31 protein-coding genes are annotated in these 25,082 nt (G+C 50.4%); 29 read left to right on the forward strand and 2 right to left on the reverse strand.

Annotated elements, in window-relative coordinates; all coding sequences use genetic code 11:
• The first annotated feature begins 331 nt into the window (after positions 1-331).
• The 22 genes from Q1Y74_RS11540 (at position 332) to Q1Y74_RS11645 (ending at position 15,385) form a co-directional block, all read left to right on the forward strand.
• Positions 332-970: a transcriptional regulator gene (locus Q1Y74_RS11540; protein ID WP_300814476.1), complete on the forward strand. Its 639-nt coding sequence runs from the start codon at positions 332-334 to the stop codon at positions 968-970.
• 70 nt (positions 971-1,040) lie between these two features.
• Complete coding sequence (locus Q1Y74_RS11545) at positions 1,041-1,454, forward strand: hypothetical protein (RefSeq protein WP_300814477.1); 414 nt, start codon at positions 1,041-1,043, stop codon at positions 1,452-1,454.
• 159 nt (positions 1,455-1,613) lie between these two features.
• The gene (locus Q1Y74_RS11550) at positions 1,614-2,411 is read left to right on the forward strand and encodes a S49 family peptidase (RefSeq protein ID WP_300814478.1); all 798 of its coding nucleotides are present in this window, start codon (positions 1,614-1,616) and stop codon (positions 2,409-2,411) included.
• Positions 2,412-2,421: 10 nt separating this feature from the next.
• The gene (locus Q1Y74_RS11555; RefSeq protein ID WP_300814479.1) at positions 2,422-3,900 is read left to right on the forward strand and encodes a hypothetical protein; all 1,479 of its coding nucleotides are present in this window, start codon (positions 2,422-2,424) and stop codon (positions 3,898-3,900) included.
• A gap of 24 nt (positions 3,901-3,924) precedes the next feature.
• Positions 3,925-4,512 (forward strand): hypothetical protein, encoded by a 588-nt coding sequence (locus tag Q1Y74_RS11560; RefSeq protein ID WP_300814480.1) that lies wholly within the window; start codon positions 3,925-3,927, stop codon positions 4,510-4,512.
• A 128-nt stretch (positions 4,513-4,640) separates the two neighbouring features.
• Positions 4,641-5,468: a hypothetical protein gene (locus Q1Y74_RS11565; RefSeq protein ID WP_300814481.1), complete on the forward strand. Its 828-nt coding sequence runs from the start codon at positions 4,641-4,643 to the stop codon at positions 5,466-5,468.
• A gap of 87 nt (positions 5,469-5,555) precedes the next feature.
• The gene (locus Q1Y74_RS11570; protein ID WP_300814482.1) at positions 5,556-5,966 is read left to right on the forward strand and encodes a hypothetical protein; all 411 of its coding nucleotides are present in this window, start codon (positions 5,556-5,558) and stop codon (positions 5,964-5,966) included.
• Positions 5,963-6,523, forward strand: a complete 561-nt coding sequence (locus Q1Y74_RS11575) for a hypothetical protein (protein WP_300814483.1) — start codon at positions 5,963-5,965, stop codon at positions 6,521-6,523. The genes Q1Y74_RS11570 and Q1Y74_RS11575 overlap by 4 nt, the downstream gene beginning before the upstream one ends.
• The gene (locus Q1Y74_RS11580) at positions 6,495-6,851 is read left to right on the forward strand and encodes a hypothetical protein (protein ID WP_300814484.1); all 357 of its coding nucleotides are present in this window, start codon (positions 6,495-6,497) and stop codon (positions 6,849-6,851) included. The genes Q1Y74_RS11575 and Q1Y74_RS11580 overlap by 29 nt, the downstream gene beginning before the upstream one ends.
• Positions 6,852-6,856: 5 nt before the next feature.
• The gene (locus tag Q1Y74_RS11585; RefSeq protein WP_300814485.1) at positions 6,857-7,477 is read left to right on the forward strand and encodes a hypothetical protein; all 621 of its coding nucleotides are present in this window, start codon (positions 6,857-6,859) and stop codon (positions 7,475-7,477) included.
• On the forward strand, positions 7,443-8,852 hold the full coding sequence (locus Q1Y74_RS11590; RefSeq protein WP_300814486.1) for a hypothetical protein: 1,410 nt from the start codon (positions 7,443-7,445) through the stop codon (positions 8,850-8,852). Before Q1Y74_RS11585 ends, Q1Y74_RS11590 begins: the two co-directional genes overlap by 35 nt.
• Positions 8,743-9,159, forward strand: a complete 417-nt coding sequence (locus Q1Y74_RS11595; RefSeq protein WP_300814487.1) for a hypothetical protein — start codon at positions 8,743-8,745, stop codon at positions 9,157-9,159. Before Q1Y74_RS11590 ends, Q1Y74_RS11595 begins: the two co-directional genes overlap by 110 nt.
• Positions 9,160-9,554: 395 nt before the next feature.
• The gene (locus tag Q1Y74_RS11600) at positions 9,555-10,376 is read left to right on the forward strand and encodes a GIY-YIG nuclease family protein (protein WP_300814488.1); all 822 of its coding nucleotides are present in this window, start codon (positions 9,555-9,557) and stop codon (positions 10,374-10,376) included.
• 328 nt (positions 10,377-10,704) lie between these two features.
• A complete protein-coding gene (locus tag Q1Y74_RS11605) occupies positions 10,705-10,986 on the forward strand; it encodes a hypothetical protein (RefSeq protein WP_300814489.1) in 282 nt (93 codons plus the stop codon).
• A 229-nt stretch (positions 10,987-11,215) separates the two neighbouring features.
• Entirely contained in the window at positions 11,216-11,431 is a 216-nt protein-coding gene (locus tag Q1Y74_RS11610) for a hypothetical protein (RefSeq protein ID WP_300814490.1), read from the forward strand.
• A 17-nt stretch (positions 11,432-11,448) separates the two neighbouring features.
• Positions 11,449-11,658, forward strand: a complete 210-nt coding sequence (locus Q1Y74_RS11615) for a hypothetical protein (RefSeq protein WP_300814491.1) — start codon at positions 11,449-11,451, stop codon at positions 11,656-11,658.
• Positions 11,655-11,867, forward strand: coding sequence for a hypothetical protein (locus Q1Y74_RS11620; RefSeq protein ID WP_300814492.1), 213 nt, complete (start codon positions 11,655-11,657; stop codon positions 11,865-11,867). The genes Q1Y74_RS11615 and Q1Y74_RS11620 overlap by 4 nt, the downstream gene beginning before the upstream one ends.
• Before the next feature lie 161 nt (positions 11,868-12,028).
• Positions 12,029-12,223: a type II toxin-antitoxin system HicA family toxin gene (locus tag Q1Y74_RS11625; protein ID WP_021848393.1), complete on the forward strand. Its 195-nt coding sequence runs from the start codon at positions 12,029-12,031 to the stop codon at positions 12,221-12,223.
• Positions 12,224-12,249: 26 nt separating this feature from the next.
• Positions 12,250-12,666, forward strand: a complete 417-nt coding sequence (locus tag Q1Y74_RS11630; protein WP_300814493.1) for a CopG family transcriptional regulator — start codon at positions 12,250-12,252, stop codon at positions 12,664-12,666.
• Positions 12,667-12,775: 109 nt separating this feature from the next.
• The gene (locus tag Q1Y74_RS11635; RefSeq protein WP_300814494.1) at positions 12,776-13,213 is read left to right on the forward strand and encodes a hypothetical protein; all 438 of its coding nucleotides are present in this window, start codon (positions 12,776-12,778) and stop codon (positions 13,211-13,213) included.
• Positions 13,210-14,523 (forward strand): hypothetical protein, encoded by a 1,314-nt coding sequence (locus Q1Y74_RS11640; protein ID WP_300814495.1) that lies wholly within the window; start codon positions 13,210-13,212, stop codon positions 14,521-14,523. Before Q1Y74_RS11635 ends, Q1Y74_RS11640 begins: the two co-directional genes overlap by 4 nt.
• 40 nt (positions 14,524-14,563) lie before the next feature.
• Entirely contained in the window at positions 14,564-15,385 is an 822-nt protein-coding gene (locus tag Q1Y74_RS11645) for a hypothetical protein (protein ID WP_300814496.1), read from the forward strand.
• A 73-nt stretch (positions 15,386-15,458) separates the two neighbouring features.
• On the opposite strand, the gene Q1Y74_RS11650 is transcribed toward Q1Y74_RS11645, so the two are convergent.
• On the reverse strand, positions 15,459-15,863 hold the full coding sequence (locus tag Q1Y74_RS11650) for a DUF5053 domain-containing protein (RefSeq protein ID WP_300814497.1): 405 nt from the start codon (positions 15,861-15,863) through the stop codon (positions 15,459-15,461).
• Between the two features lie 50 nt (positions 15,864-15,913).
• Positions 15,914-16,081 carry a hypothetical protein gene (locus Q1Y74_RS11655; protein WP_300814498.1) on the reverse strand — a complete coding sequence of 56 codons (168 nt, stop codon included), beginning with the start codon at positions 16,079-16,081 and terminating at the stop codon, positions 15,914-15,916.
• Between the two features lie 324 nt (positions 16,082-16,405).
• Here Q1Y74_RS11655 and Q1Y74_RS11660 point away from each other — a divergent pair, with 324 nt between their 5' ends.
• The 7 genes from Q1Y74_RS11660 to Q1Y74_RS11690 all read left to right on the forward strand — a co-directional run.
• Complete coding sequence (locus Q1Y74_RS11660; RefSeq protein WP_300814499.1) at positions 16,406-16,798, forward strand: hypothetical protein; 393 nt, start codon at positions 16,406-16,408, stop codon at positions 16,796-16,798.
• 112 nt (positions 16,799-16,910) lie between these two features.
• On the forward strand, positions 16,911-17,804 hold the full coding sequence (locus Q1Y74_RS11665) for a DUF6712 family protein (protein ID WP_300814500.1): 894 nt from the start codon (positions 16,911-16,913) through the stop codon (positions 17,802-17,804).
• Entirely contained in the window at positions 17,801-18,787 is a 987-nt protein-coding gene (locus Q1Y74_RS11670) for a hypothetical protein (RefSeq protein ID WP_300814501.1), read from the forward strand. The genes Q1Y74_RS11665 and Q1Y74_RS11670 overlap by 4 nt, the downstream gene beginning before the upstream one ends.
• On the forward strand, positions 18,784-19,233 hold the full coding sequence (locus Q1Y74_RS11675; protein WP_300814502.1) for a hypothetical protein: 450 nt from the start codon (positions 18,784-18,786) through the stop codon (positions 19,231-19,233). Before Q1Y74_RS11670 ends, Q1Y74_RS11675 begins: the two co-directional genes overlap by 4 nt.
• Positions 19,234-19,265: 32 nt before the next feature.
• Positions 19,266-21,149 carry a hypothetical protein gene (locus Q1Y74_RS11680; protein ID WP_300814503.1) on the forward strand — a complete coding sequence of 628 codons (1,884 nt, stop codon included), beginning with the start codon at positions 19,266-19,268 and terminating at the stop codon, positions 21,147-21,149.
• A gap of 63 nt (positions 21,150-21,212) precedes the next feature.
• Positions 21,213-24,836: a phage tail tape measure protein gene (locus Q1Y74_RS11685; RefSeq protein ID WP_300814504.1), complete on the forward strand. Its 3,624-nt coding sequence runs from the start codon at positions 21,213-21,215 to the stop codon at positions 24,834-24,836.
• A gap of 40 nt (positions 24,837-24,876) precedes the next feature.
• On the forward strand, positions 24,877-25,082 hold a 206-nt coding region (locus Q1Y74_RS11690), incomplete at its 3' end, for a hypothetical protein (protein ID WP_300814505.1).

Raw genomic sequence — 25,082 nt, forward strand, 5'->3', positions numbered from 1 at the left:
ACCGATGGGGTGCCATCACCCTATACTTTTTAGTGTCTATCATAGTTGAGTGGGAGCCCTGGCCTGTGAAGGTCGGGGCTTTTTTCTATCCTCACAGAAAGTATATTCCTCTTTCTGATGGGGCAAAAAACGCTTCTACACTTTCTACAACTTCTACAATGCTATAAATCAATAGAATAACCTATAAAAATGTCTTCTACAAACTTCTACAAATTTCTACAAAATGTTACTTTTCTACTATTCTTCTACAAAACCATACTTTGTAGATGGTTTTTCTACAAAAAATAGATGAACTATTAATCATTAAAGTGTTGTTTTACAGATAGATAATATGTTTGTAGAAAGTGTAGAAGGTGTAGATGGCAAAATATGCCTGTTATCTATCGAGAGATTTTATATTGAATTGGGGTGGCGGTATATTGAATATATTCTATATAATTTTTATATTTGCATGAAACCAAACGATTACAAAATGAATCCTATTGTTACCATTGATTTGCAACCATACTTGCATGATTATCTATACCACGAATTTGATTGTAGAAAAGAGGATGGTGCTGTTATCATAAAGACAAATAATGACATCGGGAAACTGATACAGGCTATGGTTACAATGACAGACCGTCCTCACAAACAAGCTATTAAGGAGAATCCAATCACATTATTGTTACCTATACAAGAATGGAATCATTTCCTGTTCCGTGATAATTTTCTATACATTCCTGATTGGAAGCAAAGAATGATACAAGATTACATTGAAGCTTCATTCCGTTTACGAATACGAGAATATTTCATGGCAGGATACGAAAAAGGGTATAAACAAGATAGGATTATAAAAGCTTTCTTGATGGCATACAATATCAAGAATAATCAGCTGAATTATGACCAGGTAAAAAAGTTCGATTATAGGAATCGAAAAAAAATCATACGAGAGGTAGATAAAGATATTCAATTGTCTTTATTCCCTTGACAATATTTAACCAATTATCTTGTAAGTAAAAATATCTATTTCGATAAAATATCAATTAAGAATTAAGCGTATGAATAACAATAATAAAAGAGCACAGATATGTGGTTTTGATTTTTTCCCGATTAGCACGGTAAATATTGAATATTTACCAGGTATACCAAATGTAAAGTTGGGTGGTGAATCTTATAGAATTGATATATCTTCTTGTGAATTCAACGAGGATGACCAGGAAGATATGTCAGTTGCACAACAGCTCAGTGCTACTGTTACAGATACAAGTCATAACAATATAGGCAAACTAAGATCTATATTCTTAGAACCTGGTATTATTGTGCTAACTTATACCAATGGAGAAAAGAAAGTTGTTGGTTCAGGCGAATTCCCTGTTTTTGTTTCATTTTCCATCAGTGGTTCACCAGCCACTATTAATCTGAATTTTGAGAGAGATAGCCCTGAAGCTGCTAAGATTTTTCAGTCCTTTTAAACCGAAACTACCATTGTAATTTTGTATTGGTTTTCAATAGGTATAAATACAATGGCGTTTTCTACATTATACAGTGCTGTATGCCGAGGTAAATGGTTCCTTCGCTTCCAAGATGTCGAATCCAACATACCGTTGGTCGACAAATTGCTGGATCGAAGTATGGCCATAGATGACGGTGATAATTTGTCGGAGAAAAAACCACTTGCATACACGTTCTACCACAAAGGAGCAAAGGCGAGAAGTAATAACAGTTTCTCAGATGCACCTAAAGGTAGTGCTGCGGTTATTCCTGTTCATGGAACAATGCTCAAGTATGGCACATTGTGCAGTTACGGTACGACCGAATATGCAGATATGATGCGAGAAGCCGTTGATTCCGACAATATTTCATCTCTCATTCTTGACATAGATTCAGGTGGTGGTGCAGTCGATGCTATTGCACCACTGACTGATGCTATCCGCTATGCCCAATCAAAGGGCAAAGCGGTAGTAGCTTATTGTGACTTATGTGCATCTGCGGCCTATTATGTGGCTTGCTACTGTAATGAGATAATCGCTTCCAATGAGGTGTCTTCCGAATTCGGTAGTATCGGCGTAATGATGAGTTTTGCAGATTACACCAGGTATTACGAAAATGCTGGTATCAAAATTCACACGGTCTACAGTAATTTGTCTGATTACAAAAATAGACCTTTCGAACTTGCTCGAAAAGGAGAGTACGACAAAATTCGGGACGAAGAACTTGACCCATTGGCTGTCGAATTTCAGGCAGCTGTAAAAACCAACCGGCCAAAATTGAAAGATGATACAGAAGGTATCCTGCGTGGGCGTATGTTCTACGCCCGTCAGGCTGTTGAGGTTGGATTGGCAGATTCTACCGGTTCGCTCGATTACGCAGTGCAGCGAGCCAACGATATTAGCGCAAAAGCTATAATCAATAATTATATTAACTCTTAACTATTTAGCTATGTTTGCAAAAGTAATGAGCGTGGTACTTTCGTTTCTGGGGATTTCCGCCTTCGCAAAAGATGAGTCTGGAAAATCCATCTTGCTCGACGCACAGCGCGAGCAGCTGAAACAAAAGTATGGTGAGAAGTTCCTTGAATCCTTTGAAAAGGATCTGAAGGAATTTGAGAAGGATGGCAATCCTGCCGAATCGGCTGTAACGGCCGAAGTAAGAGCTTCGCTCGAAGCAGAGAGAGACGAAAATGCCCGTCTGCTGGCTGAAGCTCGTACTAAGCTGAAAAATCTGGAAAAGGAGAAAGCACAGTTCGAGGCTGCCATCAAGGAGAAAGATGCCCAAATTGCTAAAATGGGCAAAGTAGAAGAACCAGCCAACGGCCAGACCGTACAGGCACAAAGTGGACAAAATATGCCCAAATTCAAGCCTGACATGTCGATGATGCACAACCAGTATCTCGATGCCGCATTCAAGGGAGCCGCTTACAGTGGCAATGACACCATAGACACTACAGAACTGCAGAAAGAGTTCGGTAAGTATGTGTCTTCTGAGCGGTTGCAAATCCTTCAGGACTTGCTGGGAAAGACTGAATCAATTCAGTACATGTCTACTATCGTTACCGATAAGACAGAGGTTCGTGCTGTCCAGTCTGCTATCGACTCAGTTCTCCAGGCATTTGTACCGAAATGGACACCCAAGGGCAATAGCGAATTCACTCCGCTCACCATCAAGAACTACAAGTGCAAAATTAACGTGCCCATCACACCGTCCGACATCATGGAGGATATTCTTGGTTACTTGTACGATGAAAATCTCGATCCAAAGGATATGCCAGTTGTGAAGTACATCATCTACCAGCTTATCATTCCGAAGTTGGACGAAGAGCGAGAAATTGCTCTGGCGGTCGGTAAGTATAAGGAGAACACTGCTACCCAAGATGGCGATCCAGCTGGTGAAGCCAACGAGGTAATGGATGGATATGTGACTCAACTGAAAGCCTTGAAAGAGGCCAACAATGAAAAGGTTACTTGGCTGCTCGACGGTGAGACGCTAACAGATGATACGCTGATTGATCAGATAGACAAGGCTGTCAACGAGGTCAAGCCGCTGTACAAGCGCAAGACCATGTACATTCATGCAGACCCTGACCTCGTGACTCGATATAGCAAGGCCTACCGCGAGAAGTATCCGTGGTTGAAGAATGAAGATGGGGAGAAAGTCAAGGTTGATTTCTCTAACTTTACTTTCGCACCATTGGAAGGTATGCGTGGTACTGGCGTCTTCTTCATTACTCCGAAAGAGAACTTCAAGCATCTGCAGAGCAAGAACCCGCAGAACACGAAGATACGCATGGAAACTTATCACTATGACGTGCATGTGATGGCCGAGTGGTGGGAAGGTGTAGGCTTCTGGCTGGCGGAAGCTATCTTTGCCTATATTCCTCCTACAGAGGATGCAGAATCAAGCCAGGGAGGTGGTGTATAATCGTAACGAATAGGAGGTTTAATTATGGCTGAAGCATATAGCATGATATCAGTACCCCGCAAGAATAACAATGCGGGGCGAGCATCCGGCAAAAAGTCCTACATCATCATCTTCCGTTGGGATGATGTCAAGACTTTTACCAAGGATGATAAAGGTGTGAAGGTGACCGCCTTCGAGTTCCAGGAAGAAAAGAAGCCGGTTGCTGTGTACGCTACGGACAGCACCATCAACATCTACCATACGGCAGAAGGCGATGATGACGCCCGTGGCTTCATTCATCACGTGGATTTCGACCATCCGGGCTCGGAAGTCGAATGGGATGAGTTCGTCAACAACAACGTCAACGAGAACCTGGGTGCCATCGTGTTTAATTGCAAAGGCGACGACTGCAAGATTGCCGGTACACCCTGCACGCCGCTCAAGATGTCGACCGCAGAAGGTCAGGACAACAACGAGGCCAACAAGACTACCGTCAACCTGGCCAGCTCGTTGCGGGGTGACACCCTTGGCCGCATCGCCAAGTCACTGATACCGATGACCGACAATGAAGAAATCAATGCCATCCTCGGGTTGCCTGCTGCGGCTGAATCCAGTCAGGGTGGCGGAGTCTGAATTTTTTTTAGTGGTTTGATTGATATCCGATCGGAGGGGGCGCAGCCGCAGGGGTTGCGCCCTTTTTTTTGTCCTTTCCAAAATTGCGATTGCAAATTACCTTTGCCGTGTAACCCAAAAACAATCGTATGAAAGAAGAAAAACAAGAAAACTGCGTTGAGTTGAATAACCAAATCGTTGAGAGTGCCTCCGAGTCATCACCATTGATTCCGATGAAGGCAGACCACACATCCATTGTCATTCCCTACTGCAAGGAGTTTGCCCAAGGCAAGGAACTGTTGTATGCCCTTCGATCCTGGGCCGAAAACTGCTGTTTCCCCGCTAACATTGTCGTCATCGGCGACCAGGAAGACTGGTTCTCCGACGAAATCCACTTCATCGAATGCCCGCGCATGTCCGACAACCCGTCGGTGGACACCTTCAACAAGCTGAAGGCTGCGCTGGATAGCGATGCCGTGACCGATGATTTCGTGTGGACGAACGACGACATCTATGTGCTGCAGCCCATAGACCTTTCGCACATCCGAATTCCGAAAGTTCTTGGCCCCCTCGAACCGCAGAAGTACAAGGGATTCTACCGCGAGAACATGCAGCGCACCATTGACTGCCTGAAAGAACTGGATGCCGCTTGCCTGAACTACGGTACGCACACTCCGGTATTCTTCAACAAGGCATCGTGGCTGGGCCTGATTGCCAAGCTCGGCGAACAGATGAATCAAGGCATGTTGTTCACGTCCATCTATTTCAACCTGCGGCAGCCACAGGTGACAACCGTCACGCTGGACTGGAAAAAAGACCCTTTCCTCCTGCCGGTGGTATCACAGAAACCAAGCACCGAGGTCGTGAAGTCGCTTCTGCCGAAGATGTTCCTGAACAATGCCCGTTCCGGTTATTCGCCGTGGTTGGAAAACTTCCTCGAAGAACATTTCCCGGAAAAGACCGAACTGGAGCAGTGAAGGACAGCAATCCCGGATAAGCCCGATCATACCGAAGCGCATCCGTTCCGCGATGAGTTCCCCTTCCTGAATGAACCGGACTGCCCCATGGAGCTGGAGGCACTTGCCTCCCGCAAGTTCAACCGCTATCATGCCTATGTACGGTTACATCACGAGCTGAAGGACTGCACCTCGCTGGAGCAATGTGCAGACGTGAGCCGCAGGCTCATCGACAACTACCTGGACAACCGCATGATTTGGGAGGAACTGAACTGGTACAAACAGCATCACACCCTGCTTGGCAAGCATCCGGCATTTGCCGAATTCAACCGCCGCAAGGAGCTGCTCACACTTCCCATCAAGGAACTGCTGCAGCGCAAACGGCAGGTGGAAATGAACATCTGGCGGGTGAAGTCGGAGATGAGGAAGGGCGACAAGCCACACCTCGACGCCACGCGCCGGGAGAGGCTGGCCGGATATGAACGTGAATTGGAAGACATCAACCGACTGCTGGAATGAGCTACTATTTTTCACTGGACGAATTGCGAATGGAGATGGCCGACTCTCACCTGTATTCACGCAGGTTCGAGGAGATGCTGACCTTCAAGCTCAACAATCTGAAGGAACTATGTGGCAGACTGCCTGGGCCCCGTGAAGCCTTCTTCATAGAAACGAAGAAGAGCTTCACGGCTTTCACGTTCATTGTATATCTCATCAAGCATGCAGGACGTGTCCGCCATCTGTATATAGCTACCTATTCCACCAACGAACGCATTCTGAATGCCTTGCTGCGTTGGCGCGAAAAGGGGTTGATTGACAGCATCCATCTGCACGTATCCGAAACGCTCCAGTTCCGCATGCCGAAGATCTTCGCCCGGTTGGTCGAGCTCCACCACGCCGGAGTACTCACGCTGTCGTACTCCTGGAGCCATAAGAAGATAACCTGCCTCGATACAGAGGCAGGCTTCTTCGTGATAGAAGGTTCCGGCAACTATGGGGAGAATGCGATGGAAGAACAATATGTTTTCTTACAAGACCGTAACGTATATGAGTTTCACAGCAGACGAATTGGTTAAATGGCGGGATGCTCCTGCCTGGTTCGACCGAATTGACATTGACGAATATGAGCGGCTGGCCGGAATCGGATACCGCCCCGAACAAATAGCCATGTACTACAACATACCGGCTGAAGACTTTCTGTGGTATTTCAATCTGGTGGGCAGCCCGCTCAAGTATCACTACGACCGCGGGCAACTCCTGCAGGCGGCCAAAGAAGGCTTGTCCATGTCGGCGGCAGCGCAGACGGGCGAGAATGTCACCCAGGCGCAGCGCTTCGACAAGTTCCGCAAGGCTGCCGGTTACAAGAACTCGATTAACAAGATTTTTTTTGATGATATTGGATAATGGGAATGTTTGACCAATCTCACTTCGACGTCCTTCAGGATTACATCGCTTCCGGCTGCACCATGGAGCTGACGGACGATGAACTTGCCTACTACAATGCGCTGTATGCCCTGGTGGGCATCAACCGGAAGTATGGAAAGGACAATGCCATCGCCTTCCTCATGCACGAACCGTTCAACATGGACCGGATGCGTGCCCGCCGCATGTACACCGAGGCTCTGAACCTGTTCTTCCTCAACGACGCGGTGGAGAACGACGCGCACCGCAACATCATCTTTGATAACCTCCAGAAGGCTGCACTGGCCGTGCTTCAAAATGCTACGTGCGCCAAGGACATGGAGGTATACGGCAACCTACTCACACAGGCTGCACGCATCAAGCAGCTTGACAAGCCCGACCCGGTGAAGCCGAAGGAGATTACCGAGAAGCCCATCAAGGTCTATGACCTCGACCCGTCGGCGGTGGGACTGCCCAGCGTCAGTCGCCACATACTGGCCCGGCAGATTGACTCCATGACCATTCCCGAACGTGAGAAAGACCGCCTGCGCCGCGATGCCAATATTATTGATGTGGATATAGAAGAAATGCTCGATGACACGGAAGAAAAAACTAAAGACTACGAATGACGTGGAGGTGCGCTACTCCAACTGGATGGCGCAGCTCATCACCCTCATGATGCCATGGTCGCTCTACTGGGTGGCCGGACGTGCCAGCGCCAAGACGGTGCAGGTGCTTTCCGAACGTGTGCAGGAAGCCGTACATGACTGTCCGGGTGCACCATTTGCCTGGGTGGCCGACACCTACAGCGACCTGCGCAAGAACATCATCCCGTCGCTCATCGACGGCCTCTCCATGCTTGGCTGGCAGATAGGGGTGCATTATGTCATAGACCAGGAACCTCCGCAGGCTTGGCGCGACCGCATGTACAACGTCAACACCAAGTGGACGGACACCATGACCTTCTTCACCGGCTTCAATTTCACCTTCATTTCGCTCGACCGCGCGTCCATCGGCGCCGGTCGCTCGTATGTCGGCGTGTTTGGCGACGAAGTAAAGTATTTCCCGGAAGAAAAGTTCACCAACCTCCTGAAGGCCGTCCGCGGCTTTCGTGTGAAGTATGGAGGCAGCGTGTGGTATCGCAGCCGAACGCTTACTACCGATATGCCAAACCCCAATCACCTGGGCGAATACGACTGGATTCTCAAACTGGCCAAGCAAAACGACAAAAAACGAATCCTGCTGCTCATGCAGGCAAGCTTTGTATACAACGACACCCGGCGCGAATACGTCGCCCGCCTGCAACAGTACGAAGAACTGGCCGAGCAGGCTCGCACGGACGCATCCCTGCGCACCAAGCTGCCCGAAGCTCGCCGCACCATGGAACTGGCCAAGCGTACCATGGAGCGGTGGGAAAAACGATGGATAGCAGCCCGCCGGAGCGTATCGTTCTTCTTTATATCCTCAAGCTACGTCAATGCCGACGTCCTGGGCGAAGACTGGTTTGCGGGCGAGCTTGACGAAGGTCTTGAGGGATTAGCCTGTAATGTGCTTTCCATTATTCCAAAACTGGAGGCTACCGAGATGTTCTACTGCAACCTCACTCTGAAGAATTTCTATGCCGACGGCTACCGAAACGAGATCATCGAACAGCATCCCATAGGGTGGGAGCAAGATTGTACTGTCCTGCGTTATCTTGATACCAGCCGCCCCATTGAAGCAGGTATGGATGCGGGTAACATGCTTTCCATGGTTTTCTTGCAGCAGACCGGGCATGTGGTTCGTGTACTCAAGGAACTATATACTCATTGCCTACTTCCGCCCGCACAAACGCAAGATCCTGAAACTCTATTACGACCGCTCCATGAACAACTACAAGCGTGTGCATCAGGATATGGCCACCACTATCAAGAAGTACATCGAGTTCGATGCCGACGGACGTCGCACAGGCTGGCAGGTGCAGCTCATGTCGCTGGGTCAGGGCAACATAGGCAGCAACCTTGAGTATCGTTTCTTCATGGACCTGCTGGCCGGAAATCTGGAGCGGCACCTGTTCACGCTGCTCATCGACCAGTACAACTGCCCCAACCTCAAGAGCGAAATGGAAGTGACCCGCACCAAGGTAAAGGTCAACCAGGCCGACCAGTCGAAGATGGTGGTAAAAGAGAAGACTGGAGACAAGCTGCCCACCGCCCGCCTGCCCAAGGAGAGCACCAACCTGACCGATGCACTGAAGTATGCCATCCTGCGCAAAGATACCATACGCACCTGGCAGCGAGGGAAAAGCCTTTCCGGTTCATCATTCATCTGATGTTTTTCTTTATTGTTAGTTTCTCTATGGCCCTGCAGTCCGTGATGGATGGCAGGGCTTTCTTTGTGCCCGAAGTCTTTAACTGGATGTGTACGGCGCAGGTGGGATTTGCCCCTATATGGGCGGCTACTTGGGCGGGCGTATTTTCTGTAAATATATTTTATCACATTTCCGAGCCTTGAGGGGGCTGCAATCGCAATTTGGGGGCGGCGCGGCACGGGGAGAGATACCTCTCACACCTCCCCGGCGGTCGGTGTGGGTGGGTTGATTGTTTGATTATTAGAATTTTATTGATTATTAAATTGCATGAGTGCGCATAAAAATGGACTTTTGAAGAATATTTATGCCCCGTTTGGAAATGGGGCGCGCGAAAAATCCGGGACGCATACAGTCTTGTGAACTATCTTGGTAGTGCTTTCAGAAATGCAAGGATCAACCAGACTTATCTTGATTCGCGATTGGATGAATTGAAATGGGCTGTTGCAGTTAATGAACTGAAGATGCAGGAACGGGAGGAGCAGCGCCGGATAAAGGAACAGATACGCGAAGAAGAAAAAGCCAGGCGTGAATATGAAAAAGCCTTGAAGGATGCTGAAAAAGAAGAAGAAACAATACGTAAGGCAATGGAGAAAGCCAGGTTAGCTATAGAAAAAGCAAATGCCGAGCAGAAAATGAAATATGAGGCACAACTGGCAGAACTGCAGGTAAAACTGGCAGAAGCGGAAGCTAAGAATCAGAGAGCTTTATCTATGGCGCAACAAACCAAATCCGGTCATGTATATATCATATCCAATATAGGATCATTCGGTGAAAATGTATTCAAGATTGGCATGACTCGTAGGCTTGAGCCTCTGGATAGAGTTCGTGAACTTGGCGATGCAAGTGTTCCATTTCCTTTTGATGTTCACGCAATGATTTATAGTGAGGATGCTCCAAAATTGGAAACAGAATTGCATCAATTCTTTGTGAGAAACCAAGTCAATAAAGTAAATCCAAGGAAAGAGTTTTTTAGGGTGCCAATTGCGGATATTCGTAAGGAAATAGACAATAGAGGCATTGAGGCTAAATGGACGATGATGGCTTCTGCATTGGAATACAAAGAAACATTGGCTATTGAAAAAGCTATGAAAAATGACCAAAAAATAAATGATGATTGGGTGCAATCCCAAAAGAACTTTGCGGAAAATTTCGATGATTTAGAAGAAGAAAAAGAATAATATGTACTTGCTTTTCAAATATTATCCCTATATTTGCAGTGCTAACAACAAGTGGTTGACTTGTTAAGACTTCAACCCCGACCGGACAAACGGTATTTGTCCACTTGCGAACGTGGGCTTTTTTTATGCCCGCCGGTATCATTTTCGTGGTGTCACGAAAATGGTAGCCATATACGAAACACATTGCATCAGACGCATAGCGCACAGCATAGCGGCTGCCATCCCGAACAATATTCCAACGCTTCGGCGGGGTTGAATCACTTGTTGTTAGCAACGGGTTTGGCGGCCGTTTTTTTATCTGCCATTGCTAACAACAAGTGTTTCGTATATGAAAAAAGAAAACCCCATCCAATTTGCCACGGTGCAGATGGTCATCGACGGCAAAGAGAGTAAGCACAGCGTGAAGTACATTTCGCTGGAACGGTTGAGCCAAAGCGTGTTCGACCTCGTACATGGTAAGCATTGCGACCCCGACAAGATCATCCTGACCCTGGGCGACGGGCGTAGCTACCGATGGTGCTACAACATGGCTCATTATTGTTTCGCCAAAAGCCGCTTAAGTGTAGAGGAGTTCGTAAAAATCCAGTTTGTAGAGGAGGTACAGGTATGAAAAAAGAACTGACCATCGGCACGCCAGCCGTGCCTGCTCACCTCACGAATAAGGTGAGCAAATTCCGTGAATCTCTCAACCGTGTACTACCTTCAGACTGTCAAATCCGGTCAACCCGTGATGCCTGGTATGTAGGTGCCATCGGGTGCCTGTGCCTGTCGTTTGTCCTGCCGCCTGCCGTGCTTGGGCTGGCCTATTGTGTCGTACAAGCAAGGAAGGGAGGTAGGAAATGACAGAAGTTAAGCATCTGAAGCCATCGGCAGTTGCCAACGTGCAGAGCTACCGAACCAACTGTGACTCGGCGCATACCGGCTACCGGTACAACCTCTCCTATCATGGCAATTTCGTCATCGACGAAATGACCGCCGATGAAGTGCGCGAAGTTATCTCCTGCCTGCAATATGCGCTGGAACTGAACGGAGAAAAAGAAGGAGGTGAGCAATGAGTAGGACAGGTGTAAACATGACAAACGATGTAGTGGAAGTCATATACGACCTGCAACAACAGGATTATGCCACGTTGTATATAGACACACTTCAAAGGATATTGGCAGGCATTATCCGTAATGATATGGGAAGCGAAGAGGATCGTCTGAATTTGGCAGGCGAGGTTCTTGGTCTGCAAGACATCCTGCGTCGCTTCATTCAGGAAGAGAAAGGGGGTGAGGCATGAACAGCGCTTCCATCCGATACGACCTGCAGAACATTGATAACTTGAGATACCTGCTTTGCCTGGCACGTGAATTCTTTTCTGAAACAGGTATGCTACCGGCAGAACTGGAGTACCATGGTGTGCGGTTATCCTACAACAGCATTGAGGCAAACGCTGTTATCAAGGGGGCTCTCGACGAAAAAGAATATATTGAGCGGAATAAGCTCTGAATGTCGCAAACTTTTTTTATACATTTTGATAGCCCTGTCTGTCCGTGAGGACAGATGGGGTTTTATATTTAAATAGTATTAAAACTAATACTATTTTCGGGCAAAACTTGTGTATTAGTATTAGTTTTAATACCTTTGCAGTGTTCCAAAACAATCGATTTATGAAAGTATTGAAAGTTAGGGAGGTTGTCAAGCTCCTCGAAAAAGACGGGTGGGTGTTGTCATACTGGCGTGGTGACCACCGCCAGTTCAAGCATCCCGACAAGCCCGGCAAGGTGACCGTGAGAGGGAAACCGAACGAGGACATGGACCAAAACAACCTCAACAGCATTTGGAAACAGGCGGGGTGGCGATAAGGCCACCCCTTTAAAAAGATATGACTATGGAAAAGAAGATTATCAAAGTGAATGTGGAGTGGGCGGAAAAAAATTTCTGCGCTTCGGTGGACGAACAGGTGCCAGGTGCTGTCGTGGTGACCGACAAGACGCTGGACGGGCTGAAGCAGGCTGTGCGTGAAGCAGTCGAGTTCCACGTAGAAGGCATGCTGGCCGACGGCGACGAGGTGTCTGCCTGGCTGGCCGAAGGAAATTATGATTTTGAATGGGTACTGGGCGTATCTGCCCTGTTGCGCAACTGCGGACAGTTTGTTTCGCTGGCTGCCATCGCGCGGGCATCGGGCATCAACGAGCAGCAGCTGAGCCATTATGCCAACGGGCTGAAGCGTCCGCGTCCTGTACAGCGCCAGCGCATCGTGGACGGGCTGCACCGCATCGGGCAGAGCCTTATTTCGGTCGAGTAAATATAACCTGTAAAGCGATGGGAGGTCTCCGAAAGGAGGCCTCTTTTTTTATGTCCTTTTCTCCCGCACCCGCGGGCGTTACCTTTGTGCCAAACAAAGAGTAACGACAATGATCAGCCAAGAGAGTGACGAAATAAAGCTATTGTTTATTCAAGAAGCCCTGGAAAAACATGGTGAATGGCTGTGTAGCATTCTGGTGAAAGCCATCGAGACGAAGAAAATTCGTAGGACGGATGCGCTTTTGGATAGCATATCGTGGGGCCTTTTTGTCAGGAATGGTAATCCAGGCCTGCGCTTCTCGTTCTTCGGATACGGTCGTGCCGTGGATATGGCGGGCTACAAGCGGAATAAGCACGAAGTGGACACCATGCACGACATCTGGGGCATGAAGCGCAACAAGCTGAAGAGGACTTCGAACCGCTGGTACGCCAAGAACATGTACGCAGGCTATTACAAGCTCGTTTCGAAAATCATGTACGGGCTGGGTGAGCAGGAAATCGCACGGTTCAAGGGCATCCTCGAAAATCGTAAGAACGCAACCATATGAGTACAATCAAGAAGAAAATCGGGAACTATTCGTTCGTGGACACGGCGAAAGGCCAGTTCGCGCTGCACATGGACTGGAGTTCGAGCATGAGCCAGTTTTTTAATTTTCGTGCACCGAACTGGGACGATGATCCCGTCAGTGTGGCAGGCGGCATTCGTAACCTGCTGGAGCGCAACAACCTCGGACCGGGCATCCTCGATCGGAAAATCGGTCTGCTCTACGGCCAAGGCCCCGCACTCTACCGCCTGAAGCTGGAGAACAACGAACGCACGCAGGAGTGGGTGGAGGATGATGAGATACAGGAGTGGCTGGAGTCGTGGGACTATCGTCGATACGTGCGTTCGTGCCTCGTGGAATACACGCACATGAACGGAGTGTTCAACAAATACGTCATGGGGCGTGGACGCCGCATCGGGCGCCCTTGGGTGAGCCGCCTGGAGTGCCTGCACAGCGCGGAGTGTCGGTTGGTGTGGCCGGAGAACGACAGCCGACACCTGGAGGACGTGACGCAGTACCTGCTGGGCGACTTCGACTCCTACCGGAGCCAGACGTTCAAGCTCTTCCCGGCCTTCGACAAATGGGAGCCAACGAAGCATGCCGCCGCCGTGAAGTACCACAGCCTGCGGTCGTTCGGGCGCAACATGTACGCCCTGTCGTGCTTCTTCGGGTCCGTTCCCTGGCTGGAGAACGCCAACGATCTGCCGGAGATCATCCGTCATCTGAACGAAAACATGATAGCGGCGGCCTACATGGTGCATACGCCGCAGCAGTATTGGGAAGACAAGCAAGCCATGCTGAGGTCCATGCACGATGAATGGACAGATGATCAGTTGGCCAAAGAGATGGAGAAGCTCAAAGATCAGCTGGTGAATACCATCGCCGACGTGATGGCCGGGCGGGAAAATGCCGGCAAGTTCTTCACCTGTGTGGACTTCATCGACTCCAATGGCAAAGAACAGAGCTGGAAGGTGGAGCCCATCGAGATGAATATCGATAAGTACATCGAAGCACAAGCCAAGATTTCACGCATTGCCGACAGCTCCACGACCAGTGGATTCGGTCTTTCGCCCGCCCTGGCCAATATCATCATCGACGGTAAGAGTGACAGCGGCAGCCAGATGCTTTATGCCTTAAAGATCTTCTACGGTGCCGATACGCAGATAGCCGAAGACATCGTGCTGGAGGCCATCAACGACGCCATCCGCATCAACTTCCCGCAGAAGAAGGGTATCTTCCTGGGATTCTACCGCAAGGCCATCAACAAGGAGGACAACGTGAGCGCCGGCAGCCGGACAACCAACAACCTGTGATAATGGAGATTTGACCATTTAACATTAACCAATTACCATCATGAAAAGTATCAAGGAATCTATCAACCGACGGGAAGCCGAACGGCTGGACTTCCCGGACTGCTGGGAGGAAGTGGCTCCCGAAGAATGGCGCCGGCTGCTGTGGCTGCGCCAGCAGCTGATGGAGCGCAAGGGTATCACCCTCGACGACATCCTGCGCGACTGGTGCGCCTTCGTGCTGCAGAACCGCGGACTGAAGAAGAACAGACCGGAGTTCTGGCTGTTGGTGCGCCGGCTGGCCGGCACGTTAGGCTGGATGTGGAGAACCGAACAGGAAGGTGAACACACCTGGGTGTCGCTCACCTACGACAGCACGGTCAACCTGCTGCCGAAGGTCGGACCGCTGCTGGGCCCGGCCAGTCATGGCGCCGACCTGACGTTCGGCGAGTTCCGCGCGGCCACGGCGGCCATGAACCTCTATGACCGTTCGCACGAGGACAACGACCTGCTGGCCTTGTGCGCCGTACTGTACCGTCCGGCGCAGAAACTGAAGGGCGTGTTCCGGCGGGAGCCGTTCGACGCAGACCGCCTGCCGGTGCTGATGGCGCGGGCCGCCATGATACAGCCCTACCTGCGATGGGGCATCTATGCCTGGTTTGCCTACTTCTGCCAGTATCTATATACAGGTACTTTCCTGATTGACGGGCAAGAGGTGTGCTTTGCACCAGTTTTTGACCGGACGAAGCGCACGGAAGGGAAGCCTGCTGAAGGGTTGGGGCTGAACAGCATCCTTTACAGCGTGGCTTCGAGCGGCGTGTTCGGTACTGCCACCGACACCGACAAACACCAGGCAGACCGCCTGACGAAACAATACAAACATTGAGAAAAGATGAAGCCCCGCGGCGCGCTCGAACGCTACGGGGCTTCGGTGTCAAAAGATAAAGGCAATCCATTGACTAAGCAATGGAAAACGAGCGGATGCGGTCGGCAATGTCCTGCAAGGCGGCGTTGAACGTGGCTTTCTGCTCTTCGTTGAGCGTGTATTGACGTCCTCCGACCTTATTGCCGTTGATGCGCTGGTAGAGCCACGAGGCCGACTTGCCGAAATACTTCTTGGCGATGTAGCTGATGGGAATAAGCTTGTAGTCCTCTTCCTCTATCTGCTGGCGAAGCGTGGCGATGTCTTGCTTCATTTCGTCCACGCCGGACGCAACAAAAGCGCTCAACGCTTCCTGCACCTGCGGTTCGTCCTTACGGGTTTCCAGTTCTTTCAGAATTTCCGAGAAACGGCGGCGGTTCTCCTCTCCCTCTCCGCCTACCAGCGTCTTCAGTTCTTTCAGCAGTTCATTCAAGTTATCCATAATCTTATCTTTTTTTATCCCCTCCCGACGGTCGGGAGGGGGAAGTTATTTTACTTTTCGTTCTGTTGTTTCATCAGTTTGGCGAGGTCATCGAGCATGATGTTCAGTTGCCTCTCCTGTTCTTCCTTGGTGACGGTCAGCAACTTCACTATTTCCAGGTAATCGCTGATGTCTTTCTTCTTTTTCTCAATAGCTTTTTTGATTTCTTCTTTTTCCATCGTTTCCTTTCTTTAATGACGCGGTTATCTTTTGACACCACAAAGATATATAATAAATATATTATAGACAAACTTTCCTATAACTTTTTTCTTATTTCCCTTGCTTTTCCGAAAACTATCCTTACCTTTGCAACGTCTATCATAAATAACAGTCAAATGCAGGACGCGAGCCTGCGAAGAAGCAGGCATTTTTTATGTCCGTGCATATAGTATATACCATTAATATATGGCATCCGTGTACCCCCGTGTACAGGCTTAATGGCCGTACAGCATTTGACTGAATGTGATAGACGACGGGACAGGCACGGGTGCTTTTTATTTATTATGATACACAATTCAGTCATTTCCCCCGCCGCTACGTCTGGCTGCGCCGGAACGTCCGCCCACGAAACGGGCCAGTGTTCATGCACCTTCAGCGGCAATCCCTATGAGGACTTCGCCCGCCTGGGGCTTGACCTTCAGAACTGCCACATCCGCTTCCTGCGCAAACCGAGAAACAACGGTGTCGCCATTACAGGTGTGTTCAACATCAGCGGAACGGTCTTCACTGCCGGAGGCAGGGACTATGCGGAGATGGTTGGCTGCGTCCGGGAACTTTGGCAGGAGAAAAGGGCTTGGTACCGCCAGCGTCGCGAGGAGAAGCGGATGATCTACCTCCAGTCGTGGATAGACCGGCATCCTGACTCATCTACATTACCTTGGTATTTTGTGTATTAAGAAAACTTGGTTACAGGGGTGTCCGCCATGGGCATCCCTTTTTTGTGTCCTTTTTCCAATCTTTCGCAGTCCGTAACTTTGCCTATCATACAAATTGTTAATCATGACCAACATGTTACTGATCAATTCAAGCGAAGAACTCCGCCAGCTGACGGGGAACTACTACGCCAACAACGATTTCTCCAAGGTGGTGGGCGACATCGAACAGGCTACCGAAGAGCTGGCCGAACTGGTGGGCGAACAAGTGATGGAACTGGCAGCCGACGGCACAGATGCAGAGCTGCTGAAGAAGGTGCAGCGCCCCATCGCCATTCTGGCGACCCTGCGACTCTACCGCAAGAACGACCTGAGCCACGAAGACGACGGGCGAAAGTTCAAGGTATCGACCGACGGCACGGACAAACTGCCCTGGGAGTGGCAGCTTGACCGTGACGACGCCATGCACCTGGAGGAATACTACCGGGCGGTGGACGCGCTCATCCGCTACCTGAACAAAACCAACCTGAAGGAGTGGACAGAGAGCGCTACGTATCTTGAAACGAAGAAGCTGATTATCCGCAGCGGTCGGGAGCTGAACCGTTACTTCCCGACCGAGGGAAGCGAACGCCTCTACCTGATGCTGGTGCCCTTCATCCGCGAGGTGCAGACGCGCACCGTGAGCCGTGCTTACGGAGAGAACTGGCCGGAGCTGCTGGGAGAGAAAGGCGACGAAACCGAAGCCCACTACGCCGCCTCGATGGCTGTTGCGTTGCTGGCCATGTCCGCCGCCTTGCGCCGGTTGCCCCTTCGGCTTTTCCCGATGGGCGTAGTCCAGGGCTATCTGGCCGAGAACGGTATGAAGGGCAGTCAGGTTCCGTCGCTGGACGACGTGGGCCGAACCGCCGCATGGATGGCGGGCGACGGCGAACACTGGCTCGACGAGATGAAGCGGGCACGCGACGGATCTGCTCCCGACTACACGCTGCTTCCTGAAAACGACCGACGTAATAAATACATGCGCCTATGAATGTGCTACAACGACCCCGGGAGTACGAGTTCTGCGCCACCATGCAGGACTACATCATCGACACCGATGTCACCATCCGCTTCTCCGTGCAATACGGAGGACGCACCATCCTCGACGAGGACTATGTGCCGGACGGCAACAACCAGGTGCGCATCCGCCGCCTGGGCAAGTTCTGTGCCATGGCCTTGTGGGGCGTGTGGCCCGACGGCGAGCACACCCTTCAGACCACGGCCGCAGGCACCTTTACCTTCCTGATCAACGAGATACAGGACGCGCAGAGCTTCGTCATGTACAGCCGGATGCAGACCAACAAGGCAGGCAACCTGCCGGCGGTTCTCAGCGAAGTGAACCGCAAGGTGACGCATCCATCCGTCACTGAATATGCCAGCGGCGAGCGGCATGCGGGCGGATACATTCTGTACGGTACCGATGCTGAAGGCGCAGAAAAGAATAAGGTAGTGCAGGTTTCCGGCGGTGACAATGCGATGCTGACGGTTGACGTAAGCTACAGCCGGGTGTGCAGCCTGCTCGAGGTGGATGCCCTGCAGAGCTACAAGGTGAATTTCAACGGCGGCACGCTGGAGTTCCTCGTGGATCCGACGCACTACGGCCAGTTGTGGCAGTTCCGTTTCAAAAATGTATATGACATGCCGGAGGTGCTGACTGCCACGGGCGGCCTGACCGTATCGGCTGCCGACGAAAGCGATACGGCGCTGATGTGGGGCGTGGAGCGCAAGTTCGGCGTCAAGGTGACCGACGAATACACGGCCAACAGCGGCGTTATCCTCCTGCAGAGCGACTACCGCCTGTGGCGTGACATGCTGCACGCCCAGGAGGTTCAGGTCAAGGCCGGCGAGAACTGGCTGCCGATAGTGATAACAAACATGAAGTATGATCGTGACTTCCGCCGCTCCACCATGAAGACGGTGGAGTTCAGCTTCCGGCTGGCGGATGACACACAAAGCAATCTGATGGACGTATGATTGATATTGTACAATACCGTGAAATCCTGGCCGAGCTGCGGGAAAAGGTAAACCGAAAGAGTGAAGAACAGATAGAGGGCATCGTGATGGCGGTACGTGAGGGTCACATGGTGAAGAAACTGAAAGACCGCACAGGAATCCAGCTTTGTGCCAATTACCCGGACGCACAGATGAACGGAACCTTCGACAACCACAGCGATCGGAACAAGGTTCTGATTTTCCTGCTGGAGAAAATACCGAGTGGCCAACAGACCGATGAAGCGGAGCTGCAGCACTATGCACGTATCCAGCGCATGATGCGGATATTGCGTGACGCCCTTTTGGAGATGGATGCCTTTTGCGGCGAATTACGCTCCGGCAACGACCTGCTCACAGAGTGGGAATACGACATCTACGGCGGATGGAATGGCTTGAGCATCGGCCTGGACATAGAGGACTTCAACTGACCATTTATCATTAACCATTAACCATTATCCACGTGACCGAATTGATTATCGACGGCACCCATGCCGTACTTCCAAAGGACTTCAGCGTGTCGGTGAAGCGAGAGAACCCGCTGTTCACAAAAAACGGCGAATACACCTACGACATCACACTGCAACTCAGCAATCCGACCAATGCATCGCTTTACGAGCACTTGAACCGCTTGACATCCGTCACCGAGGTGCGGAGCGAGCGGTCGGCGGTACTGATCGCAGACAACCGGGTATATTGCAACGGTACCGAAGTCATCACCGCCTGGACGGACGACACCGTATCCATCCAGATTGCCAGCGGTAACTCCGAACTGAACTACGTCATCGGAGGCGACTTGATGATTTCATTCCTGGACATGAAGGAAACGGTACCGGCTACGGGTGACTACAGCCCGAACGAAAAGACGTATCCCGAAGCGGAATACAACCTGGCACCCGTGTACAGCGATACGGAGAGTCGTGTGCTGAACCAGTGGAATTTCTTCCACGATACGGGTGTCGTTCCGCAATGGATAACCGATGGTGTCTATATCCCACAGCCCTATCTGTGCGCTTATATCCGCGAGGTGCTGCGGGCACTGGGCTATACGCTGACAGAAAACAGCCTCGAGGAGACCGCGTTCAAAGACCTGTACCTGTGCCATACGCAGCATACATCGAAGTGGTGCGAGATGCTGCCGGGTTGGTCGGTGCTCGACTTCCTGGAGCAAATTGAAATCACCTTCAACATGGTTTTTGTCATCGACGCCCGTACTCGCAATGTGCGCCTGCTCTTCCGCAACGAGTTCTTCGCTGGTGTCACCACGCTGCATGTACAGCAGGTGAAAGACGAATACGAGGCCGAAGTGGATGAAGAACCGGACGTGGAAGATGCAGCCGCCAGCGACGTGGCTTACAACCTGGGCAGTGACAGTTTTTGGAAATATGCTTGCCTGACCGATGCCATCCGTCAGGCAGCCAAATACGACACTATCCCCGAGGACTACGAGGCTACGGACATTGACCGCATCTCCCGCTGGTTCCGCGAAGAGGAGCACGCCCGCACGGACACCATCTATACGGATGCCGTGACAGGCAGGCAATTCCTGTACCTGGGTACCGTATTTGACGAAATTGCAAAGTGGCCGGTATATGTGATAGTGGACCAGTTTGCCGGGCTGAAGCGAGATGAAGCGGTGGGCGAAGTGACATCCGAAATCGTACCGGCCTGCCCGGTACAGACGCAGACGCACAAGTATGCTTCGGGGGCAGTGGAGTATTCCTATACCGTATGGGTGCCGTCGCCGGGCGATGTCAGTTCTACGGATGAAGAAAATAGCAGCACTTCGCTGGTTGATATGATCGAAAATGGATTGACGGAGACCGAAGACGATTCAACCTCAAAAAGTACGTTGGCTTTGGCATTCTACACCGGAGACATGACGATAGAATACAAAGGTTCAGGTAGCAGTGTTGTTGCTGCGGAACGGGTTCGATATCCGATACCCTACATTGACGAATACGCCATTCTGCCGGTCAGCGGTACCGAACAGCGCCGCCGCTATTACAAGACCAACACTGTCGGAGCTTCACTGCGCCTGCAGAAGCTCGACGAACTATGCTACCAAGGTAACTATGACATCGACTATCGCAATGAAATCACTATCGAGAGCTACGACCCGAATGTTTATGATCCGCGCATGATCTTCGAGATTTCCAACCGCCGTTACGTTTGCAAGGAGATGGAATATACATTGGACGCCAACGGGCGAAAGGGTTCCTGGAAGGGTACTTTCTGTCGCATCAACATCAGCGACACCGAAGCCGATGTCCGATGGATCCTTACAGATGGCAAGTGGCGTGATGGGGGCGTGTGGCTCGACAACGGGCGATGGCTCGACGAATAGACATGTCCTTTTCTACGTATCCGGCTGCACGTACTTTTGTTGCGTCATCAATAGGTAGTATTTATGAGTCTGAAGATAGATAGAGTGCAGCTGGAAATCATCGTTCAGCAGGACAGCGCCCGGCAGAAGATGATTGAGCTGGAGAAAGACATGAAGAATGCCTCCAGCACATTGACCAAACTGAAAAAACAGTTTGGAGAGAATAGTGCGGAATACAAAGCTCAAGCACAGGTCGTAAAAAAGCTGAAGTCTGAATACGACAAACTGTTCGAAGAAATAGGCATCGGAAAACTCAGCTTGAAGGAACTGGGCAACCGCCAGCGGGAGCTGAATGCCATTTTGCTCAATCTCGATCCAAGTCTTCCACAATGGAAGCAGTACAACCAGCAACTCAAAGAGGTTAATGCCCGCATCCGGGAGTTGCGTAACGAATCTAAGGAGCCCCAGTTCTCTATCTCAAAACTGGCTGATGGCTTCAATCGTTATGCAACTATCGGCGCGTCGGTCATCGCTTCACTGACCGGCCTAGCCTTGACAGCTCGCAAGTGTGTCGATGAATATGCGCAAATGGAGGAGGCACAGAGCCAGGTCATCAAATATACCGGCATGACAAAAGAAGAGACCGAGGCTTTGAATGAGTCATTCAAGCAGATGGACACCCGCACGCCGCGCGAAGAACTGAACCGTCTGGCCGGAGAGGCGGGCAAGCTTGGCATCAGCAGCCGCGACCAGGTATTGGAGTTTGTCGAAGCAGCCGACATGATCAACGTCGCACTGGGCGAAGACCTTGGCGAAGATGCCGTGAAGAATATCGGCAAGCTGTCGCAGATGTTCGGTGACGGAAACCGCACGCTGAAAGAAGATATGCTGGCCATCGGTTCAGCCGTGAACCAGGTCGCTCAGAGTTCTTCGGCCTCCGAGCCGTACTTGGTGGAGTTCACGGCTCGCATGGGAGGTGTGGCCAAACAGGCCGACCTGGCCGTGACCGATGTTATGGGCTTCGCTTCCGCCCTCGACCAGAACATGCTGCGCAGCGAGATGGCCAGCACCGCCCTACAAAGTCTAATCCTCAAAATCTATCAGGAACCGGCCAAGTATGCCAAGCTGGCAGGCATGGACGTGCAGGAGTTCGTGAACTTGGTGAACACCGACGTTAACGAAGCCTTGCTTCAGTTCCTCGGCACACTGGGCAAGATGGGAGGAATGGCACAGATGTCACCCATCCTGAAGGAAATGAAACTTTCCGGAGCAGAAGCCGCAGGTGTCATTTCCGCACTGGCCGGAAACATCGACCAGGTTCGCCGAGAACAGGAGAATGCGAACGAGGCATTCATCGATGGAACCAGTATTGTCAATGAATTTGGTGTACAAAACAATACCGTACAGGCCGGACTTGACAAAGCGAAGAAACATTTCAAGGACGTTCGTGTAGAACTTGGCGAACAGCTTTTGCCGGTGATGAAGTACATGGTGACAACGGGCAGTCTGACGGTGAATGGACTCAAAGCGATTGTTTCAATATTAATAGAATATAAAGGAATCATTTTGTCAGCCGCTACCGGAATAGCTGCATACACTGTGGCTACGAATGCAAGCACTATCGCTACAAAAGCCTATACCATAGTGACGAAAGCAGCCACAATAGCAACTAATCTATTCAGCAAGGCTACAAAGGCAAGCCCGTGGGGGCTGGTGATTGCTGGAGTGACGGCAGCAATCTCTTACTTTACTATTTTCCGTGATGAGACAGAGCAGACTACTGATGCATTAAGGAATATGAATGATGAGCTGGAGCGGACAAAAGAGACAATGGACAAAGTTGCGAGCGTAAAATTGTCTGCTGACAACTTTGAATTTTTGACTGACAAACAAAAGCAACAGATGAAGGCAGACGCCAAACAGGCTATCGATGAATTAGACAACCTCATAACACAGGGCATGATTACTAACAAACAATGGTACGAAGCAGAGAAACAAAGCCTACTGAAACAGGCGGGTAGCAATGAAATCTTACAGAAAACGTATCTCAGCGGCCTGGAACATGACCTCAAAGAACGGATGAAGGTAATAGCCGGTTACATTGATGAGAAAAAACGATTGGAAAAAATCGTTGCGATGGTTCCAGACGCTCCAGTTACAGGCATAGATATACAAACCGACCAGTCAGAAGCAGAATCTGCTCTCAAATCACGTTATCAAACCGAACTTAACTTGCTAAAAGAAAAGTATCTGAACCAACAGTTGACCGAAGATCAATATAACAAGGCTCTTTATGATGCGGAAGTTAAATATTTGACTTCGCGTAAGTTGTTGCTCGAGCAATTCGGAAAGGACAGCAGTGAGATACAAGGACAGATTTACGACAAGATGATAGCCGAGGCCAACCGGTTACACGAAGAAACGCAAAAGGTGAATGCTAACCATCAGACAGACTTACTTGAACAGATGGATCTGGAATACCAACAAGAGCAGAGCCGCCTGAAGCAGGCTTATCTCGACGGAGACATTCAAACGCAAGAGGATTATCAAGAACGAATGCTTGAAGCCGAGCGAAGCTACCTGAAGCAGCGACGCGACTTGTTGGCCGCATTCGGTATGGATACATCGGCCGAAGACGGACGACTGCAGGACATGGATCTGAAAGATAAAGAATCCGGCAGAAAGCAGCAGCGTAAGAGCGGTTTTGCTACAATAGCTAGCACGACTGATCTTGACCAACAGTTGAATCTCCTGCAGGCCATGTATGATGCTGATCTAATCAATTATGAGGAATATCAGAACACGAAAACACAGTTGACAGAAGCTGCAAAGAAAAGACGAGAAGAGATAACGAAAACTTCTCTTGACGTTATAGGTCAGGCTGCATCAGCGGCCAGCCAGCTGATGCAAGCCTTGCAAGACGCTGAAATCAGCAAGATTGAGAGCCGTTATGACAAACAGATTGAAGATGCAAAAGCAGCTGGTAAAGATACAACAAAGCTGGAGGAACAAAAGGAAGCGGCTGTTAATGAAGTCAAGAAGAAATATGCAGATAAGCAATTTGCTGCCTCAGTCCTCCAGGTTACTGCTACAACGGCAGTGACAGCGATGGAAGCTTACAAAGCTATGGCCGGCATACCTGTTATTGGTCCTGCACTGGGTGCCGCCGCTGCCGCCGCAGCTTTGGCAGCAGGTGCAGCACAGATAGCTGTGGCCAAACAACAGCGTGACGAGGCCAAAGGACTCAAGTCCGGCGGTTACTCCGACGAATACGTAGATGGTTATACCCGCAAAGGTAATCCAGACGACGTTGCTGGCGTAATCCCTGTGCACAAAAATGAATTTGTGGCCAACCACGAAGCTGTGGCTAATCCTTCAGTAAAGCAGTTCCTCGATGTGTTTGACGTGGCGCAGAAGAAGGGGACCATCCGCATGCTCAACACGACGCAGATCCTGGAACAAGTTCGCACCCGCAGTGGTCGTTACTTCGGCGGATATACTTACGACAATCCAACACGACCATCCACCACGTTCTCCGCAGAACTGGGGCAGATGACTCCGGAACAGCGGCTGCAGGTTATTGCACTCCTGCAGGAGAACAACCGCCTGCTGGCTGTCCTCTGCAACAAGGAGCTGGTAGTCGATCCACGCAAGGTTCGCGACGGTATCAAGCGGGTGGAGACGCTCGAACGTAATGTCAGCCGATGATGTCCTTTTTTAAACGCATGCCCCCATATACTTTTGCGCCATGGATGTATTCACTGCAATAGACAAGATGCGCCGCCTCTCCGAAGAGGGGCAATCGTTCTCCTTCTCGTTCATGAGCTACAGCTACGACCGGAAGAAGAGCGAGGGGATTGTGCAGGTTCGACACGCTCGCCTGCGCAAGCAGAGCCGTAAGGAGCACAACCGGTTCAGCGACTACATGCTGAACTACATCAACCTTGACACGCT

It is taken from the genome of uncultured Bacteroides sp. (assembly GCF_949298305.1).
Classification (GTDB): domain Bacteria; phylum Bacteroidota; class Bacteroidia; order Bacteroidales; family Bacteroidaceae; genus Bacteroides.

Excerpts from the sequence above, each read along its gene's own strand:
- Q1Y74_RS11540 (WP_300814476.1), top strand. The coding sequence starts at position 332 with ATGTTTGTAGAAAGTGTAGAAGGTGTAGATGGCAAAATATGCCTGTTA.
- Q1Y74_RS11545 (WP_300814477.1), top strand. The coding sequence starts at position 1,041 with ATGAATAACAATAATAAAAGAGCACAGATATGTGGTTTTGATTTTTTC.
- Q1Y74_RS11550 (WP_300814478.1), top strand. The coding sequence starts at position 1,614 with ATGGCCATAGATGACGGTGATAATTTGTCGGAGAAAAAACCACTTGCA.
- Q1Y74_RS11555 (WP_300814479.1), top strand. The coding sequence starts at position 2,422 with ATGTTTGCAAAAGTAATGAGCGTGGTACTTTCGTTTCTGGGGATTTCC.
- Q1Y74_RS11560 (WP_300814480.1), top strand. The coding sequence starts at position 3,925 with ATGGCTGAAGCATATAGCATGATATCAGTACCCCGCAAGAATAACAAT.
- Q1Y74_RS11565 (WP_300814481.1), top strand. The coding sequence starts at position 4,641 with ATGAAAGAAGAAAAACAAGAAAACTGCGTTGAGTTGAATAACCAAATC.
- Q1Y74_RS11570 (WP_300814482.1), top strand. The coding sequence starts at position 5,556 with ATGGAGCTGGAGGCACTTGCCTCCCGCAAGTTCAACCGCTATCATGCC.
- Q1Y74_RS11575 (WP_300814483.1), top strand. The coding sequence starts at position 5,963 with ATGAGCTACTATTTTTCACTGGACGAATTGCGAATGGAGATGGCCGAC.
- Q1Y74_RS11580 (WP_300814484.1), top strand. The coding sequence starts at position 6,495 with ATGAGTTTCACAGCAGACGAATTGGTTAAATGGCGGGATGCTCCTGCC.
- Q1Y74_RS11585 (WP_300814485.1), top strand. The coding sequence starts at position 6,857 with ATGTTTGACCAATCTCACTTCGACGTCCTTCAGGATTACATCGCTTCC.
- Q1Y74_RS11590 (WP_300814486.1), top strand. The coding sequence starts at position 7,443 with ATGACACGGAAGAAAAAACTAAAGACTACGAATGACGTGGAGGTGCGC.
- Q1Y74_RS11595 (WP_300814487.1), top strand. The coding sequence starts at position 8,743 with ATGGCCACCACTATCAAGAAGTACATCGAGTTCGATGCCGACGGACGT.
- Q1Y74_RS11605 (WP_300814489.1), top strand. The coding sequence starts at position 10,705 with ATGAAAAAAGAAAACCCCATCCAATTTGCCACGGTGCAGATGGTCATC.
- Q1Y74_RS11610 (WP_300814490.1), top strand. The coding sequence starts at position 11,216 with ATGACAGAAGTTAAGCATCTGAAGCCATCGGCAGTTGCCAACGTGCAG.
- Q1Y74_RS11615 (WP_300814491.1), top strand. The coding sequence starts at position 11,449 with ATGACAAACGATGTAGTGGAAGTCATATACGACCTGCAACAACAGGAT.
- Q1Y74_RS11620 (WP_300814492.1), top strand. The coding sequence starts at position 11,655 with ATGAACAGCGCTTCCATCCGATACGACCTGCAGAACATTGATAACTTG.
- Q1Y74_RS11625 (WP_021848393.1), top strand. The coding sequence starts at position 12,029 with ATGAAAGTATTGAAAGTTAGGGAGGTTGTCAAGCTCCTCGAAAAAGAC.
- Q1Y74_RS11630 (WP_300814493.1), top strand. The coding sequence starts at position 12,250 with ATGGAAAAGAAGATTATCAAAGTGAATGTGGAGTGGGCGGAAAAAAAT.
- Q1Y74_RS11635 (WP_300814494.1), top strand. The coding sequence starts at position 12,776 with ATGATCAGCCAAGAGAGTGACGAAATAAAGCTATTGTTTATTCAAGAA.
- Q1Y74_RS11640 (WP_300814495.1), top strand. The coding sequence starts at position 13,210 with ATGAGTACAATCAAGAAGAAAATCGGGAACTATTCGTTCGTGGACACG.
- Q1Y74_RS11645 (WP_300814496.1), top strand. The coding sequence starts at position 14,564 with ATGAAAAGTATCAAGGAATCTATCAACCGACGGGAAGCCGAACGGCTG.
- Q1Y74_RS11650 (WP_300814497.1), bottom strand. The coding sequence starts at position 15,863 with ATGGATAACTTGAATGAACTGCTGAAAGAACTGAAGACGCTGGTAGGC.
- Q1Y74_RS11655 (WP_300814498.1), bottom strand. The coding sequence starts at position 16,081 with ATGGAAAAAGAAGAAATCAAAAAAGCTATTGAGAAAAAGAAGAAAGAC.
- Q1Y74_RS11660 (WP_300814499.1), top strand. The coding sequence starts at position 16,406 with ATGATACACAATTCAGTCATTTCCCCCGCCGCTACGTCTGGCTGCGCC.
- Q1Y74_RS11665 (WP_300814500.1), top strand. The coding sequence starts at position 16,911 with ATGTTACTGATCAATTCAAGCGAAGAACTCCGCCAGCTGACGGGGAAC.
- Q1Y74_RS11670 (WP_300814501.1), top strand. The coding sequence starts at position 17,801 with ATGAATGTGCTACAACGACCCCGGGAGTACGAGTTCTGCGCCACCATG.
- Q1Y74_RS11675 (WP_300814502.1), top strand. The coding sequence starts at position 18,784 with ATGATTGATATTGTACAATACCGTGAAATCCTGGCCGAGCTGCGGGAA.
- Q1Y74_RS11685 (WP_300814504.1), top strand. The coding sequence starts at position 21,213 with ATGAGTCTGAAGATAGATAGAGTGCAGCTGGAAATCATCGTTCAGCAG.